This is a genomic window from Thalassotalea ponticola (assembly GCF_041379045.1).
Classification (GTDB): domain Bacteria; phylum Pseudomonadota; class Gammaproteobacteria; order Enterobacterales; family Alteromonadaceae; genus Thalassotalea_A; species Thalassotalea_A ponticola.
This window is the reverse complement of sequence record NZ_CP166871.1, coordinates 3,305,162-3,321,807: the sequence shown is the minus strand read 5'-3', so window position 1 is coordinate 3,321,807 and position 16,646 is coordinate 3,305,162. Positions and strand designations below refer to the sequence as shown.

General features: G+C 46.5%; 6 protein-coding genes, 2 tRNA genes and 5 rRNA genes. 12 read left to right on the top strand and 1 reads right to left on the bottom strand.

Features of this window, described 5'->3' with window-relative positions; translation table 11 throughout:
• The first annotated feature begins 172 nt into the window (after positions 1-172).
• The 3 genes from ACAY30_RS14630 to ACAY30_RS14620 all read left to right on the top strand — a co-directional run bounded on the left by ACAY30_RS14630 (position 173) and on the right by ACAY30_RS14620 (position 2,046).
• The gene (locus ACAY30_RS14630; RefSeq protein WP_290251895.1) at positions 173-886 is read left to right on the top strand and encodes an OmpW family protein; all 714 of its coding nucleotides are present in this window, start codon (positions 173-175) and stop codon (positions 884-886) included.
• A 123-nt stretch (positions 887-1,009) separates the two neighbouring features.
• Positions 1,010-1,828, top strand: coding sequence for a shikimate dehydrogenase (gene aroE, locus ACAY30_RS14625; RefSeq protein WP_290251894.1), 819 nt, complete (start codon positions 1,010-1,012; stop codon positions 1,826-1,828).
• The gene (locus ACAY30_RS14620; RefSeq protein ID WP_290251893.1) at positions 1,825-2,046 is read left to right on the top strand and encodes a hypothetical protein; all 222 of its coding nucleotides are present in this window, start codon (positions 1,825-1,827) and stop codon (positions 2,044-2,046) included. Before aroE ends, ACAY30_RS14620 begins: the two co-directional genes overlap by 4 nt.
• Position 2,047: 1 nt before the next feature.
• Here ACAY30_RS14620 and ACAY30_RS14615 read toward each other — a convergent pair whose 3' ends face one another.
• Complete coding sequence (locus ACAY30_RS14615) at positions 2,048-2,593, bottom strand: gamma carbonic anhydrase family protein (RefSeq protein ID WP_290251892.1); 546 nt, start codon at positions 2,591-2,593, stop codon at positions 2,048-2,050.
• A gap of 638 nt (positions 2,594-3,231) precedes the next feature.
• Between ACAY30_RS14615 and ACAY30_RS14610 the strand changes: the two genes are divergently transcribed.
• From ACAY30_RS14610 to ACAY30_RS14570, 9 genes are all read left to right on the top strand, one after another.
• Positions 3,232-4,771: ribosomal RNA gene (locus ACAY30_RS14610) — 16S ribosomal RNA — on the top strand.
• A gap of 76 nt (positions 4,772-4,847) precedes the next feature.
• A tRNA-Ala gene (locus ACAY30_RS14605) sits at positions 4,848-4,923 on the top strand.
• 32 nt (positions 4,924-4,955) lie between these two features.
• Positions 4,956-5,032: transfer RNA gene (locus tag ACAY30_RS14600), tRNA-Ile, on the top strand.
• A 319-nt stretch (positions 5,033-5,351) separates the two neighbouring features.
• A 23S ribosomal RNA gene (locus ACAY30_RS14595) occupies positions 5,352-8,236 on the top strand.
• Positions 8,237-8,398: 162 nt separating this feature from the next.
• Positions 8,399-8,513: ribosomal RNA gene (gene rrf / locus ACAY30_RS14590) — 5S ribosomal RNA — on the top strand.
• Together the 16S, 23S and 5S rRNA genes with 2 tRNA genes alongside form the textbook arrangement of a ribosomal RNA operon.
• A gap of 441 nt (positions 8,514-8,954) precedes the next feature.
• Positions 8,955-10,268, top strand: a complete 1,314-nt coding sequence (locus tag ACAY30_RS14585; RefSeq protein ID WP_290252168.1) for a sulfite oxidase — start codon at positions 8,955-8,957, stop codon at positions 10,266-10,268.
• Positions 10,269-10,273: 5 nt separating this feature from the next.
• Positions 10,274-10,924, top strand: a complete 651-nt coding sequence (locus ACAY30_RS14580; RefSeq protein WP_290252167.1) for a cytochrome c family protein — start codon at positions 10,274-10,276, stop codon at positions 10,922-10,924.
• A 760-nt stretch (positions 10,925-11,684) separates the two neighbouring features.
• Positions 11,685-13,224, top strand: a 16S ribosomal RNA gene (locus ACAY30_RS14575).
• Between the two features lie 473 nt (positions 13,225-13,697).
• A 23S ribosomal RNA gene (locus tag ACAY30_RS14570) occupies positions 13,698-16,582 on the top strand.
• The last annotated feature ends 64 nt before the right edge of the window (positions 16,583-16,646 follow it).

Genomic DNA, 16,646 nt, shown 5'->3' with positions numbered 1-16,646 from the left:
GGCTCACTTATGTTGTAGTACACGCGCAGTTAGCTGTGCGTTAGCAATAAAAACTTCATTTAAAACGAATTATCAACAGTGAGTTGTTAAAGTTTGTTTTAAATCAAATAAACGAAAAGGCAACAGGGATACACTTTGCCACAGTTTATTACAGAATATAAAGGTGAAGATCATGAAAATGAAACTACTAGGTTTAGCGATCGCGTCTCTACTGGCAAGCACTGCGGCAACAGCAGCCTCATATCAAGCAGGTGACTTTGTGGTTCGTGGAGGTGCAACCATAGTTGACCCTGACAATAATAACGAAACAGTCAACGTACCAGCACTTGGTGGAGATACACCGTTATCAGTTTCCGTTGAGGACAATACTCAATTAGGTTTGAACTTTGTCTACTTCTATTCAAGTAATTGGGCGGTCGAACTCTTGGCTGCAACACCGTTTAAACACGACATCATTCTTCACGACCCTCAAGGTATTGCCGCGGGTGTGTTTGAAATTGAAGGTTTAGATGTTAATGGCGCTACATTGGCTGAAGTGACTCACTTACCACCAACGTTAAGTGCGCTTTATTACTTTAATACTGGTACAAACTTTATGCCGTACGTTGGTGCAGGTATTAACTACACTGTCTTTTTTGACGAAGAATTTGAATCAGCACCGCAATCACTTGGCTTTAATGACTTAGATCTAGATGGCTCATGGGGTATCGCTTTGCAAGTTGGTGCGGACTATCAGTTAGGTAATAATTGGCATATCAATGCATCGGCGCGTTATATTGATATTAATACCGAAGCAAACTTTATGATAGGTGATGAGATCACTGGCTCTGCCGACGTCGATATCGATCCGATGGTTTACTCAATTATGCTAGGTTATAAATTTTAATTAGCCGTTCGTATATTACAGTCAGATAAAGCGGTTACAGTATCGTACTGTCGCCGCTTTATTTTATCACGCCAATTGATTACTCTAGAGGGACGTCTCTCTACCATCACCCCTCACCATACAATGGACAGATACTTAGTTATTGGTAACCCGATTGCCCAATCTAAATCGCCGACAATTCATTCATTGTTTGCCGACCAAGTTAACCAACAAATTTGTTACCAACGTTTGTTAAGTAATAGCGATACATTTGAACGCGATATCAGAACATTTATTACCTCAGGTGGTAAAGGGGCCAACATTACTGCCCCGTTTAAACAGCAAGCTTTGGCAATATGTGATGATGTATCCGCGGATGCAAAAGCGGCTGGCGCGGTAAACACATTGTCATTTGTGGACGGTAAGATATATGGTGACAATACCGATGGACGCGGCCTAGTTAGTGACTTACTAAACCATAACGTCACTCTGTCCGGTGCACGCATACTGGTATTGGGAGCTGGAGGTGCCTGCCGAGGTGTGATTTTACCGTTATTGGCTCATCAGCCTGAGTGCTTAGTAATAGCAAATAGAACGTTGAGCAAGGCGCAACAGCTCGTTGAACATTTTGCCAATGAGAAACTGATGGCCATTGATTATAATACAACAAGACAATATCAATTTGATCTGATTATCAATGCGACATCAGCTAGCTTGACATCAAGCTTACCAGCAATACCTTGTGCCGTTGTTAACGACAGCATTTGTTATGATATGGTTTACGGTGCTGAACCAACGGCCTTTCTAAGCTGGTGCACACAGAATGGAGCAAAGCAAACCATCGATGGCTTAGGTATGCTTGTTGGTCAAGCTGCCGAGAGTTTTTGTATTTGGCGCGGTGTTAAACCTAACAGCACACCGGTTATCAATAAATTACGACGAGAGTTTCAAGGTGAAGCATGAATCAAGCAATTTTGTTTAATGACGATATTCACTACTTGGCAGAACATCAGTGTTGGTGCTTTACCGGCATCCTTAGTGGTGCTCGCATCACGGTTTACATTAATGCGCCAAAAACAATATTGACGAAACAACTCATACTGGATTTTGAGGCATTAGTCGAAGAGTACTTAGAGGAAGAGGAGCCAGATGAGCATAATAACATCTGGCTGAACGCTTAACTTATCCGTCTTGTTGCGCTAAATACTCATCTTTTAATTTGACGTAGTTTTGATTTGTCTTTTTGAGGAAAGAGAGTTCCTCACTAGTAAGAGGGCGTTTTTGTTGAGCAGGGTTGCCAACATACAAATATCCACTGTTTAGTACTTTATTCGGCGCTACTAACGAGCCGGCACCAATCATCACGTCGTCTTCAACGATGGCACCATCCATGACAATAGCCCCCATACCAACCAATATGCGATTGCCTAAGGTACAGCCGTGTAACATCACTTTGTGACCAACCGTTACTTGCTCACCGATAATCAAGGGGTAACCGACTGGGTTCTTTTCTGTTCGGCGCGTCACATGGAGTACGCTTCCGTCTTGAATATTGGTGTCTTTACCAATTTGTATATGATTAACATCCCCTCTAATCACCACTAATGGCCAAATGCTAACGTTATCTGCCAAGGTCACGTCACCGATTACTACACTCGAAGAATCGATATATACCTTTTGTCCTAAGTTAGGCTGCTTATCGCCATACTTTCTAATCCCATTAATCATAAAAACCCTCTAATATGAGCAAACAGTTGTCCAAATGCTGAATAGTTACAAACAAAATGCCTAAGCTGAGCGTAAATGTACTACACTATAATAGATAAAACAGTGTACGCGATACTCATCGCAATATCACGATAGTAACAGCTTTGTTAAACCGACTAGCACGCTCAAACGCGAACAAACATGGTGCTTGTACAATATTTGAACGAATAGTCGGTGATTTTGTAATTTTCAAAAAAAACTGTTGACGACAGCGCAAAAATCCCTAAAATGCGCATCCACTTCAACGGCACAGGCCAACGAAGTGTTTTGATAAGTTTAATTAAGTAAATGCTAAATTAAACGGTCAACAAAGCTGTATAAACAGCGTCGAAAAAAAATTAAATTTTTTCGAAAATGGGTTGACATCAAAACTCAGATGCGTAAAATGCGCATCCGCTTTCAACGAAAAGCAACGCCAACAACGAGTGCGATTGATTGGCTTCGATTCATTAAGAATCGGTTCTTTAACAAATAGTTATCATGCAATTTGTGTGAGCATTCATAAGATATGTAGTTTTACCACTATTCAAAATCTTAATGAGGTTCATGCAAACGACATATGTCAAATGCAACAGAATTCATTGAGTAGATTAAATTTTTAATTGAAGAGTTTGATCATGGATCAGATTGAACGCTGGCGGCAGGCTTAACACATGCAAGTCGAGCGGAAACGATTCTAGTTTACTAGAAGGCGTCGAGCGGCGGACGGGTGAGTAATGCTTGGGAATATGCCTTAAGGTGGGGGACAACAGTTGGAAACGACTGCTAATACCGCATAATGTCTACGGACCAAAGGAGGGGCTCTTCGGACCTTTCGCCTTTAGATTAGCCCAAGTGAGATTAGCTAGATGGTGGGGTAATGGCCTACCATGGCGACGATCTCTAGCTGGTTTGAGAGGATGATCAGCCACACTGGGACTGAGACACGGCCCAGACTCCTACGGGAGGCAGCAGTGGGGAATATTGCACAATGGGGGAAACCCTGATGCAGCCATGCCGCGTGTGTGAAGAAGGCCTTCGGGTTGTAAAGCACTTTCAGCGAGGAGGAAAGGTTAGTAGTTAATACCTGCTAGCTGTGACGTTACTCGCAGAAGAAGCACCGGCTAACTCCGTGCCAGCAGCCGCGGTAATACGGAGGGTGCGAGCGTTAATCGGAATTACTGGGCGTAAAGCGTGTGTAGGCGGATTGTTAAGCGAGATGTGAAAGCCCAGGGCTCAACCTTGGAACTGCATTTCGAACTGGCTGTCTAGAGTATTGTAGAGGGTGGTGGAATTTCCAGTGTAGCGGTGAAATGCGTAGAGATTGGAAGGAACATCAGTGGCGAAGGCGGCCACCTGGACAAATACTGACGCTGAGACACGAAAGCGTGGGGAGCAAACAGGATTAGATACCCTGGTAGTCCACGCCGTAAACGATGTCAACTAGCTGTCTGTGAACTTGATTCGTGGGTAGCGTAGCTAACGCGCTAAGTTGACCGCCTGGGGAGTACGGCCGCAAGGTTAAAACTCAAATGAATTGACGGGGGCCCGCACAAGCGGTGGAGCATGTGGTTTAATTCGATGCAACGCGAAGAACCTTACCATCCCTTGACATCCAGAGAACTTACTAGAGATAGTTTGGTGCCTTCGGGAACTCTGAGACAGGTGCTGCATGGCTGTCGTCAGCTCGTGTTGTGAAATGTTGGGTTAAGTCCCGCAACGAGCGCAACCCCTATCCTTATTTGCCAGCGCTTTGGGCGGGAACTCTAAGGAGACTGCCGGTGATAAACCGGAGGAAGGTGGGGACGACGTCAAGTCATCATGGCCCTTACGGGATGGGCTACACACGTGCTACAATGGCGGATACAAAGGGCAGCGAGACCGCGAGGTGGAGCGAATCCCATAAAGTCCGTCGTAGTCCGGATTGGAGTCTGCAACTCGACTCCATGAAGTCGGAATCGCTAGTAATCGTGGATCAGAATGCCGCGGTGAATACGTTCCCGGGCCTTGTACACACCGCCCGTCACACCATGGGAGTGGGTTGCAAAAGAAGTAGCTAGTTTAACCTTCGGGAGGACGGTTACCACTTTGTGATTCATGACTGGGGTGAAGTCGTAACAAGGTAACCCTAGGGGAACCTGGGGTTGGATCACCTCCTTACCTTAAGTAAAACACTGTCTTTTGAGTGTTCACACAAATTGCATCGATAACGAACGTGAAAGAAGTACTCAGTAGTGGGGCTATAGCTCAGCTGGGAGAGCGCCTGCCTTGCACGCAGGAGGTCAGCAGTTCGATCCTGCTTAGCTCCACCATCTACTGAACTTGGTAGTAATACCTACGTAGTAGGTCTGTAGCTCAGCTGGTTAGAGCGCACCCCTGATAAGGGTGAGGTCGGTAGTTCAAGTCTACTCAGACCTACCATTTTACTTCTTACGAGAACTTAAAGTTAAGCAAAGTGATGCTTACCTTTGAGTTTTTTGACTCACTGCTCTTTAACAATTTGGAAAGCTGATATTAAACCCGGTGTTTGTATTGGCAACAACGTGTCGCACGGTGTTGCATAAGATATAAATACCAAAACTTGAAAACATATTCCTTGTGTTTTCATTTGGTAATAATCGAAAGGTTATTACTTACTCAAGACATTCTTAATGAATGCGTGAAAATGTCAGACATACATTTGGTCTTGGTTTTGTCACCAAGACACTAAATTAGTTTTTGAAACTTTTTGGGGTTGTATGGTTAAGTGACTAAGCGTATGTGGTGGATGCCTTGGCAGTTAGAGGCGATGAAGGACGTGTTAATCTGCGATAAGCTGTGTTAAGCCGATAAAAGGCGTTATAGGCACAGATTTCCGAATGGGGAAACCCACCCGTCATAAGGCGGGTATCGTTAAGTGAATACATAGCTTAACGAGGCGAACCGGGAGAACTGAAACATCTAAGTACCCCGAGGAAAAGAAATCAACCGAGATTTCCTTAGTAGCGGCGAGCGAACGGGAATTAGCCCTTAAGCGGTTTGTGAATTAGTGGAATAAGCTGGAAAGCTTGACGATACAGGGTGATAGTCCCGTACACGAAAATGACCTTACCGTGAAATCGAGTAGGACGGAACACGTGAAATTCTGTCTGAATATGGGGGGACCATCCTCCAAGGCTAAATACTCCTAACTGACCGATAGTGAACCAGTACCGTGAGGGAAAGGCGAAAAGAACCCCTGTGAGGGGAGTGAAATAGAACCTGAAACCGCATACGTACAAGCAGTGGAAGCCTTCGGGTGACTGCGTACCTTTTGTATAATGGGTCAGCGACTTATGTTCTGTAGCAAGGTTAACCGATTAGGGGAGCCGTAGCGAAAGCGAGTGTTAACTGCGCGTTTAGTTGCAGGGCATAGACCCGAAACCCGGCGATCTACCCATGGGCAGGTTGAAGGTTGAGTAACATCAACTGGAGGACCGAACACACGTATGTTGAAAAATGCGGTGATGACTTGTGGGTCGGAGTGAAAGGCTAATCAAGCCGGGAGATAGCTGGTTCTCCCCGAAATCTATTTAGGTAGAGCCTCGGACGAACACCACTGGGGGTAGAGCACTGTTAAGGCTAGGGGGTCATCCCGACTTACCAACCCTTTGCAAACTCCGAATACCAGTGAGTGATATCCGGGAGACACACGGCGGGTGCTAACGTCCGTCGTGGAAAGGGAAACAACCCAGACCGCCAGCTAAGGTCCCAAAGTCTATGTTAAGTGGGAAACGATGTGGAAAGGCCCAGACAGCTAGGAGGTTGGCTTAGAAGCAGCCATCCTTTAAAGAAAGCGTAATAGCTCACTAGTCGAGTCGGTCTGCGCGGAAGATGTAACGGGGCTAAACATAGCACCGAAGCTGCGGATTTAATCTTAGGATTAAGTGGTAGGGGAGCGTTCTGTAAGCCGTTGAAGGTGTGTTGTAAAGCATGCTGGAGGTATCAGAAGTGCGAATGCTGACATGAGTAACGATAATGGGGGTGAAAAACCCCCACGCCGAAAGACCAAGGTTTCCTGTCCCATGTTAATCAGGGCAGGGTAAGTCGGCCCCTAAGGCGAGACCGAAAGGTGTAGTCGATGGGAAACAGATTAATATTTCTGTACTTCTTATAATTGCGAAGGAGGGACGGAGCAGGCTAGGCAAGCATGGCGTTGGTTGTCCATGTGAAAGTATGTAGGCTGGAGATTTAGGTAAATCCGGATTTCCTCAAGGCTGAGATACGAGACGAGACTCTACGGAGTTGAAGTTGTTGATGCCATACTTCCAGGAAAAGCTTCTAAGCATCAGATTATAAGGAACCGTACCCCAAACCGACACAGGTGGTTAGGTAGAGAATACTAAGGCGCTTGAGAGAACTCGGGTGAAGGAACTAGGCAAAATAGTACCGTAACTTCGGGAGAAGGTACGCTGGCTCTGGTGATGGGACTTGCTCCCTAAGCTGAGGCCAGTCGAAGTAACCAGGTGGCTGGAACTGTTTATTAAAAACACAGCACTGTGCTAAATCGTAAGATGACGTATACGGTGTGACGCCTGCCCGGTGCCGGAAGGTTAATTGATTGGGTTAGCGCAAGCGAAGCTCATGATCGAAGCCCCGGTAAACGGCGGCCGTAACTATAACGGTCCTAAGGTAGCGAAATTCCTTGTCGGGTAAGTTCCGACCTGCACGAATGGCGTAATCATGGCCACACTGTCTCCACCCGAGACTCAGTGAAATTGAATTTGCGGTTAAGATGCCGTATACCCGCGGCTAGACGGAAAGACCCCGTGAACCTTTACTATAGCTTGACAGTGAACATTGCTCCTACATGTGTAGGATAGGTGGGAGGCTTTGAAGCGAGTACGCCAGTATTCGTGGAGCCATCCTTGAAATACCACCCTTGTATGCGTGATGTTCTAACCTGGTCCCATAATCTGGGATGGGGACACTGTCTGGTGGGTAGTTTGACTGGGGCGGTCTCCTCCCAAAGTGTAACGGAGGAGCACGAAGGTTGGCTAAGTACGGTCGGACATCGTACGGTTAGTGCAATGGCATAAGCCAGCTTAACTGCGAGACAGACACGTCGAGCAGGTACGAAAGTAGGTCATAGTGATCCGGTGGTTCTGTATGGAAGGGCCATCGCTCAACGGATAAAAGGTACTCCGGGGATAACAGGCTGATACCGCCCAAGAGTTCATATCGACGGCGGTGTTTGGCACCTCGATGTCGGCTCATCACATCCTGGGGCTGAAGTCGGTCCCAAGGGTATGGCTGTTCGCCATTTAAAGTGGTACGCGAGCTGGGTTTAGAACGTCGTGAGACAGTTCGGTCCCTATCTGCCGTGGGCGTTTGAGAATTGAAGAGGGCTGCTCCTAGTACGAGAGGACCGGAGTGGACGAACCTCTGGTGTTCCGGTTGTCACGCCAGTGGCATTGCCGGGTAGCTATGTTCGGAACTGATAACCGCTGAAAGCATCTAAGCGGGAAGCAGGCTTTGAGATGAGTTCTCACTGGGACTTTGAGTCCCCTAAAGGGTCGTCGGAGACTACGACGTTGATAGGTCAGGTGTGTAAGCGTTGTGAGACGTTGAGCTAACTGATACTAATTGCCCGTGAGGCTTAACCATACAACACCCAAGAGGTTTTCTCTGGTGTATGGTCTGATAATCATCACGCATGATTAAGAATTGAGTAAATATCGCTTTCCAGATTATTAATTACGTGGAGACGTCGCTCCAAGCCATCCATGGCATCGCGACATAAATACCTCCATGTATAAAAGTTTTTTGTCTGGCGACAATAGCACTTTGGAACCACCTGAACCCATGCCGAACTCAGAAGTGAAACGAAGTAGCGCCGATGGTAGTGTGGGAGTTCCCATGTGAGAGTAGGTCATCGCCAGGCTTCCAATTAAAAGAAACCCGTCCCTGTGACGGGTTTTTTGCTTTGTGTAGATTAAATTTTTCTAAGCCTCTGCGCGCTCAAGGAGGTCCCGGACATCGCTCTGCGATTCCAGGATGACGTTGAGTCGTTTCTAGAAAGGTATCGCCGTCGCTGCTCCTGCGCATCCATGCGCCCGTAGTATCTGTAAAGCCATGTACTTCTACGTTGTCTAATCTCTTAAAAAGTCTCGATATCCATTGAACCTTAGGATAACGACGCTATTTTCCATGACTCTCCAATTACTAAAGTCACAGTACCCTTTTACAAATGTTTGTTCAGTTTCGACTTTATTTCTATTCACTTACCTGGAGTGTTTGGTTATTTGAAGCATTTGATATCCTTGACTAAGCTTATCCTACTCATTACTTCAGGCAATATTCAACTTCCATCCAAGGATACATCATGAAAGGTGACGACTCTAAGAAACAACGTGGTATTTTTGAATTTTATCAAAACAACCCTGATCAAGCGGACGATACCATTTTTGGTCGTAAAAGTTATTCAGATCGACGTGGTTTTTTAAAGGGAGCTGGTTTGACGACCATGGCTGCGATTCTCGGTGGCGCGATACCATTTCATCGCAATATGCCGGCAGGCATGATACCTGCCGCATTTGCAGAGGGATTAGACGATGTCTCTATAACGGGTAAAGATGGTCTAACGGTGCTTAATGATCGACCAATGAACGCCGAAACACCACCTCACTTACTCAATGATAACGTAACACCTACATCTCGTCATTTTATCCGAAATAACGGTATCCCGCCGACGGCTGTCGATCCAAAAGCATGGTCATTGACAATAGATGGCTTAGTAAAGAAACCGATGACATTATCAATAGCTGAGCTAAAAAGTAAGTTTGAGGTCATTGAGCGTCAACTATTGGTTGAGTGTGGCGGCAATGGTCGTGCCTTTTTCTCTCCAAAAGCCAAAGGAAATCAATGGACTTACGGCGCCGTAGCGTGTTCAAATTGGACAGGCGTACGTCTTAGCGATGTTTTGAATGCCGCAGGAGTTAAGCCTGGTGCAGTGTACACGGCACATTATGGGGCTGATAAGCACCTTTCTGGTCACGCAGGTAAACTGCCTATTTCTCGTGGCTTGCCAATGGCCAAAGCACTTAGCGATGAAAATCTCATAGCCTTTGAACAAAATGGCGAGCCTTTACATCCGATGAACGGGGCCCCTTTGCGCTTAGTCGTCCCTGGGTGGCCTGGTTCTTGTTCACAGAAGTGGCTAACTCGAATCGAAGTCAGAGATCAGGTACACGATGGCGCTAAAATGACAGGCACTTCTTATCGGGTACCTAATAGACCTGTCGCTCCAGGTGAAAAGGTAGCGGAAGAAGACTTTGAGATCATTGAACGTATGCCAGTTAAGTCATTGATCACCTCACCTCAAACCAATACGCAAATCTCCGGAAATGAGGTTCTCGTCCGTGGGCATGCATGGTCAGGTGACCGCACAGTTCAAAAGGTTGAGCTATCGATAGATTTTGGCGCGACATGGCATACTGCAAAACTTGACGCAGCGAAAAATAAAGGCGCTTGGCAAACCTTTACTAGCAAAGTGAAGTTCCCGCAAGCGGGGTATTATGAAGTATGGTCCAAAGCAACAGATGATTCAGGTATCGCGCAGCCATTTGCCATTGCGTGGAATCCTAAGGGCTATTTGAATAACACTTACCACCGTGTTGCAGTTATTGTAAAGGCTTAGTGTTTATGAACAGTGTTTCGATAGGTTTACTAAGCCTACTCTGCATTGTGTGTGGTGTTGTTCATGCAAATACTTTAAACGATGAACTTATTAAACAAGGTAAGCAACAAGTTATCGTTTGCCAAAGTTGTCATCAACTCAATGAAGATGGGCAAAATAACGTAGGGCCTCCACTTTGGGGGTTAGCGCATCGAGATATTGCAAGTGCCAAAGGCTTTCAGTACAGTGATGCGCTAGATCAATTAAGTGGAAATTGGACAGCAGAGCGACTCGACCAATTTCTACAGTCTCCACAACAATATGCACCGGGTACCAATATGCTATTTCCCGGTATAAAAGATACTGGTAGCAGAGCAGCGATTATTGCCTGGCTAGGTCGTAACAATGATCCGCCAGTAAACTGGCTTACTGGTAATCCAAGTAATAAGACAACGTCGGTCGGAGATGGTATTTTAGCAGCTGATGAAAATATGCCACTTGTTGCTTCTGTCTGCTCGTCCTGTCATTCGCTACACTTGGTCACTCAACAAGGGTTGAGTAGAGAGAGTTGGCAAGAAACACTGCAGTGGATGATAGATGAACAGGGCATGCAACCTTTAAGCGATGAGAATAACAAAGCGGTGTTAGATTACTTATCGACGTATTATGGTCTCTAGTAATGATGGGGTGATCAACTTAGATTAAGACTTGCCTTTAAAAGCTACCTTAAAAAGAGTGATTATCATGCTAAGTTCACTAATACAGACCGTTCTTTAATAATTATGTCGGTTAGTTTTATGTGATTAAAGGTTTGTAAATGTCGATTTAAGTCTGAAAATAGATAAAATACGAAATTAATCCATGTTAACTAGTCGTTATTGACAAGCTTTAGCATACTTAAAAATTAATTGTTCAAAATAAACCCTTATAAATATGAACTATTTCTATACACTTATTGCAACAGTTTCGTTACTTAAAAGCACACTGTAGACCAATAATTACCCGTTATGGTTGTTTTTTAGTCTGCTTGAGGTGTATTTAATTATTTTTCAAAAAAAGGGTTGATCTTAGCTAAAAAACCCCTAAAATGCGCATCCACTTCAACGGCACAGGCCAATGAGGTGTTTTGATAAGTTTAGGTCTTCTAATAGTACCTTAAACCTTCAACAAAACATTTGAAAATAATTTCAAATAACAGTTGACATCAAAACTCAGATGCGTAAAATGCGCATCCGCTTTCAACGAAAAGCAACGCCAACAACGAGTGCGATTGATTGGCTCGATTCATTAAGAATCGGTTCTTTAACAAATAGTTATCATGCAATTTGTGTGAGCATTCATAAGATATGTAGTTTTACCACTATTCAAAATCTTAATGAGGTTCATGCAAACGACATATGTCAAATGCAACAGAATTCATTGAGTAGATTAAATTTTTAATTGAAGAGTTTGATCATGGCTCAGATTGAACGCTGGCGGCAGGCTTAACACATGCAAGTCGAGCGGAAACGATTCTAGTTTACTAGAAGGCGTCGAGCGGCGGACGGGTGAGTAATGCTTGGGAATATGCCTTAAGGTGGGGGACAACAGTTGGAAACGACTGCTAATACCGCATAATGTCTACGGACCAAAGGAGGGGCTCTTCGGACCTTTCGCCTTTAGATTAGCCCAAGTGAGATTAGCTAGATGGTGGGGTAATGGCCTACCATGGCGACGATCTCTAGCTGGTTTGAGAGGATGATCAGCCACACTGGGACTGAGACACGGCCCAGACTCCTACGGGAGGCAGCAGTGGGGAATATTGCACAATGGGGGAAACCCTGATGCAGCCATGCCGCGTGTGTGAAGAAGGCCTTCGGGTTGTAAAGCACTTTCAGCGAGGAGGAAAGGTTAGTAGTTAATACCTGCTAGCTGTGACGTTACTCGCAGAAGAAGCACCGGCTAACTCCGTGCCAGCAGCCGCGGTAATACGGAGGGTGCGAGCGTTAATCGGAATTACTGGGCGTAAAGCGTGTGTAGGCGGATTGTTAAGCGAGATGTGAAAGCCCAGGGCTCAACCTTGGAACTGCATTTCGAACTGGCTGTCTAGAGTATTGTAGAGGGTGGTGGAATTTCCAGTGTAGCGGTGAAATGCGTAGAGATTGGAAGGAACATCAGTGGCGAAGGCGGCCACCTGGACAAATACTGACGCTGAGACACGAAAGCGTGGGGAGCAAACAGGATTAGATACCCTGGTAGTCCACGCCGTAAACGATGTCAACTAGCTGTCTGTGAACTTGATTCGTGGGTAGCGTAGCTAACGCGCTAAGTTGACCGCCTGGGGAGTACGGCCGCAAGGTTAAAACTCAAATGAATTGACGGGGGCCCGCACAAGCGGTGGAGCATGTGGTTTAATTCGATGCAACGCGAAGAACCTTACCATCCCTTGACATCCAGAGAACTTACTAGAGATAGTTTGGTGCCTTCGGGAACTCTGAGACAGGTGCTGCATGGCTGTCGTCAGCTCGTGTTGTGAAATGTTGGGTTAAGTCCCGCAACGAGCGCAACCCCTATCCTTATTTGCCAGCGCTTCGGGCGGGAACTCTAAGGAGACTGCCGGTGATAAACCGGAGGAAGGTGGGGACGACGTCAAGTCATCATGGCCCTTACGGGATGGGCTACACACGTGCTACAATGGCGGATACAAAGGGCAGCGAGACCGCGAGGTGGAGCGAATCCCATAAAGTCCGTCGTAGTCCGGATTGGAGTCTGCAACTCGACTCCATGAAGTCGGAATCGCTAGTAATCGTGGATCAGAATGCCGCGGTGAATACGTTCCCGGGCCTTGTACACACCGCCCGTCACACCATGGGAGTGGGTTGCAAAAGAAGTAGCTAGTTTAACCTTCGGGAGGACGGTTACCACTTTGTGATTCATGACTGGGGTGAAGTCGTAACAAGGTAACCCTAGGGGAACCTGGGGTTGGATCACCTCCTTACCTTAAGTAAAACACTGTCTTTTGAGTGTTCACACAAATTGAATGATAACATTCGCATGCAATTGCATGATGCTCTTTAACAATTTGGGAAGCTGATATTAAACCCGGTGTTTGTATTGGCAACAACGTGTCGCACGGTGTTGCATAAGATATAAATACCAACGAAGAAGAAATTCTTCATGATTTTTAAAAAAATCAATACTCAAGGGTCGAATTAAGTACATCCGTGTACAATTCGACATCCAAACATCCTTGTTTGGAACATTCTTAATGAATGCGTGAAAATGTCAGACATACATTTGAATTTGGTTTTGTCACCAAATTACTCAGCAACTGTATTGCACAGATTTTGCTTTAGTAGCAAGGCTTGCGATGATGTGAGGCAGGGAGTTACCTTCGGGTAATGACCAACGAACATCAAGCGTAACGCAGCTAATAACGCAAAAGACAAGCGAAACTTTTTGGGGTTGTATGGTTAAGTGACTAAGCGTATGTGGTGGATGCCTTGGCAGTTAGAGGCGATGAAGGACGTGTTAATCTGCGATAAGCTGTGTTAAGCCGATAAAAGGCGTTATAGGCACAGATTTCCGAATGGGGAAACCCACCTGTCATAAGGCAGGTATCGTTAAGTGAATACATAGCTTAACGAGGCGAACCGGGAGAACTGAAACATCTAAGTACCCCGAGGAAAAGAAATCAACCGAGATTTCCTTAGTAGCGGCGAGCGAACGGGAATTAGCCCTTAAGCGGTTTGTGAATTAGTGGAATAAGCTGGAAAGCTTGACGATACAGGGTGATAGTCCCGTACACGAAAATGACCTTACCGTGAAATCGAGTAGGACGGAACACGTGAAATTCTGTCTGAATATGGGGGGACCATCCTCCAAGGCTAAATACTCCTAACTGACCGATAGTGAACCAGTACCGTGAGGGAAAGGCGAAAAGAACCCCTGTGAGGGGAGTGAAATAGAACCTGAAACCGCATACGTACAAGCAGTGGAAGCCTTCGGGTGACTGCGTACCTTTTGTATAATGGGTCAGCGACTTATGTTCTGTAGCAAGGTTAACCGATTAGGGGAGCCGTAGCGAAAGCGAGTGTTAACTGCGCGTTTAGTTGCAGGGCATAGACCCGAAACCCGGCGATCTACCCATGGGCAGGTTGAAGGTTGAGTAACATCAACTGGAGGACCGAACACACGTATGTTGAAAAATGCGGTGATGACTTGTGGGTCGGAGTGAAAGGCTAATCAAGCCGGGAGATAGCTGGTTCTCCCCGAAATCTATTTAGGTAGAGCCTCGGACGAACACCACTGGGGGTAGAGCACTGTTAAGGCTAGGGGGTCATCCCGACTTACCAACCCTTTGCAAACTCCGAATACCAGTGAGTGATATCCGGGAGACACACGGCGGGTGCTAACGTCCGTCGTGGAAAGGGAAACAACCCAGACCGCCAGCTAAGGTCCCAAAGTCTATGTTAAGTGGGAAACGATGTGGAAAGGCCCAGACAGCTAGGAGGTTGGCTTAGAAGCAGCCATCCTTTAAAGAAAGCGTAATAGCTCACTAGTCGAGTCGGTCTGCGCGGAAGATGTAACGGGGCTAAACATAGCACCGAAGCTGCGGATTTAATCTTAGGATTAAGTGGTAGGGGAGCGTTCTGTAAGCCGTTGAAGGTGTGTTGTAAAGCATGCTGGAGGTATCAGAAGTGCGAATGCTGACATGAGTAACGATAATGGGGGTGAAAAACCCCCACGCCGAAAGACCAAGGTTTCCTGTCCCATGTTAATCAGGGCAGGGTAAGTCGGCCCCTAAGGCGAGACCGAAAGGTGTAGTCGATGGGAAACAGATTAATATTTCTGTACTTCTTATAATTGCGAAGGAGGGACGGAGCAGGCTAGGCAAGCATGGCGTTGGTTGTCCATGTGAAAGTATGTAGGCTGGAGATTTAGGTAAATCCGGATTTCCTCAAGGCTGAGATACGAGACGAGACTCTACGGAGTTGAAGTTGTTGATGCCATACTTCCAGGAAAAGCTTCTAAGCATCAGATTATAAGGAACCGTACCCCAAACCGACACAGGTGGTTAGGTAGAGAATACTAAGGCGCTTGAGAGAACTCGGGTGAAGGAACTAGGCAAAATAGTACCGTAACTTCGGGAGAAGGTACGCTGGCTCTGGTGATGGGACTTGCTCCCTAAGCTGAGGCCAGTCGAAGTAACCAGGTGGCTGGAACTGTTTATTAAAAACACAGCACTGTGCTAAATCGTAAGATGACGTATACGGTGTGACGCCTGCCCGGTGCCGGAAGGTTAATTGATTGGGTTAGCGCAAGCGAAGCTCATGATCGAAGCCCCGGTAAACGGCGGCCGTAACTATAACGGTCCTAAGGTAGCGAAATTCCTTGTCGGGTAAGTTCCGACCTGCACGAATGGCGTAATCATGGCCACACTGTCTCCACCCGAGACTCAGTGAAATTGAATTTGCGGTTAAGATGCCGTATACCCGCGGCTAGACGGAAAGACCCCGTGAACCTTTACTATAGCTTGACAGTGAACATTGCTCCTACATGTGTAGGATAGGTGGGAGGCTTTGAAGCGAGTACGCCAGTATTCGTGGAGCCATCCTTGAAATACCACCCTTGTATGCGTGATGTTCTAACCTGGTCCCATAATCTGGGATGGGGACACTGTCTGGTGGGTAGTTTGACTGGGGCGGTCTCCTCCCAAAGTGTAACGGAGGAGCACGAAGGTTGGCTAAGTACGGTCGGACATCGTACGGTTAGTGCAATGGCATAAGCCAGCTTAACTGCGAGACAGACACGTCGAGCAGGTACGAAAGTAGGTCATAGTGATCCGGTGGTTCTGTATGGAAGGGCCATCGCTCAACGGATAAAAGGTACTCCGGGGATAACAGGCTGATACCGCCCAAGAGTTCATATCGACGGCGGTGTTTGGCACCTCGATGTCGGCTCATCACATCCTGGGGCTGAAGTCGGTCCCAAGGGTATGGCTGTTCGCCATTTAAAGTGGTACGCGAGCTGGGTTTAGAACGTCGTGAGACAGTTCGGTCCCTATCTGCCGTGGGCGTTTGAGAATTGAAGAGGGCTGCTCCTAGTACGAGAGGACCGGAGTGGACGAACCTCTGGTGTTCCGGTTGTCACGCCAGTGGCATTGCCGGGTAGCTATGTTCGGAACTGATAACCGCTGAAAGCATCTAAGCGGGAAGCAGGCTTTGAGATGAGTTCTCACTGGGACTTTAAGTCCCCTAAAGGGTCGTCGGAGACTACGACGTTGATAGGTCAGGTGTGTAAGCGTTGCGAGACGTTGAGCTAACTGATACTAATTGCCCGTGAGGCTTAACCATACAACACCCAAGAGGTTTTACTCTGGTGTGTATGGTCTGATAATCATCACGCATGATTAAGAAT

Excerpts from the sequence above, each read along its gene's own strand:
- ACAY30_RS14630 (WP_290251895.1), top strand. The coding sequence starts at position 173 with ATGAAAATGAAACTACTAGGTTTAGCGATCGCGTCTCTACTGGCAAGC.
- aroE (WP_290251894.1), top strand. The coding sequence starts at position 1,010 with ATGGACAGATACTTAGTTATTGGTAACCCGATTGCCCAATCTAAATCG.
- ACAY30_RS14620 (WP_290251893.1), top strand. The coding sequence starts at position 1,825 with ATGAATCAAGCAATTTTGTTTAATGACGATATTCACTACTTGGCAGAA.
- ACAY30_RS14615 (WP_290251892.1), bottom strand. The coding sequence starts at position 2,593 with ATGATTAATGGGATTAGAAAGTATGGCGATAAGCAGCCTAACTTAGGA.
- ACAY30_RS14585 (WP_290252168.1), top strand. The coding sequence starts at position 8,955 with ATGAAAGGTGACGACTCTAAGAAACAACGTGGTATTTTTGAATTTTAT.
- ACAY30_RS14580 (WP_290252167.1), top strand. The coding sequence starts at position 10,274 with ATGAACAGTGTTTCGATAGGTTTACTAAGCCTACTCTGCATTGTGTGT.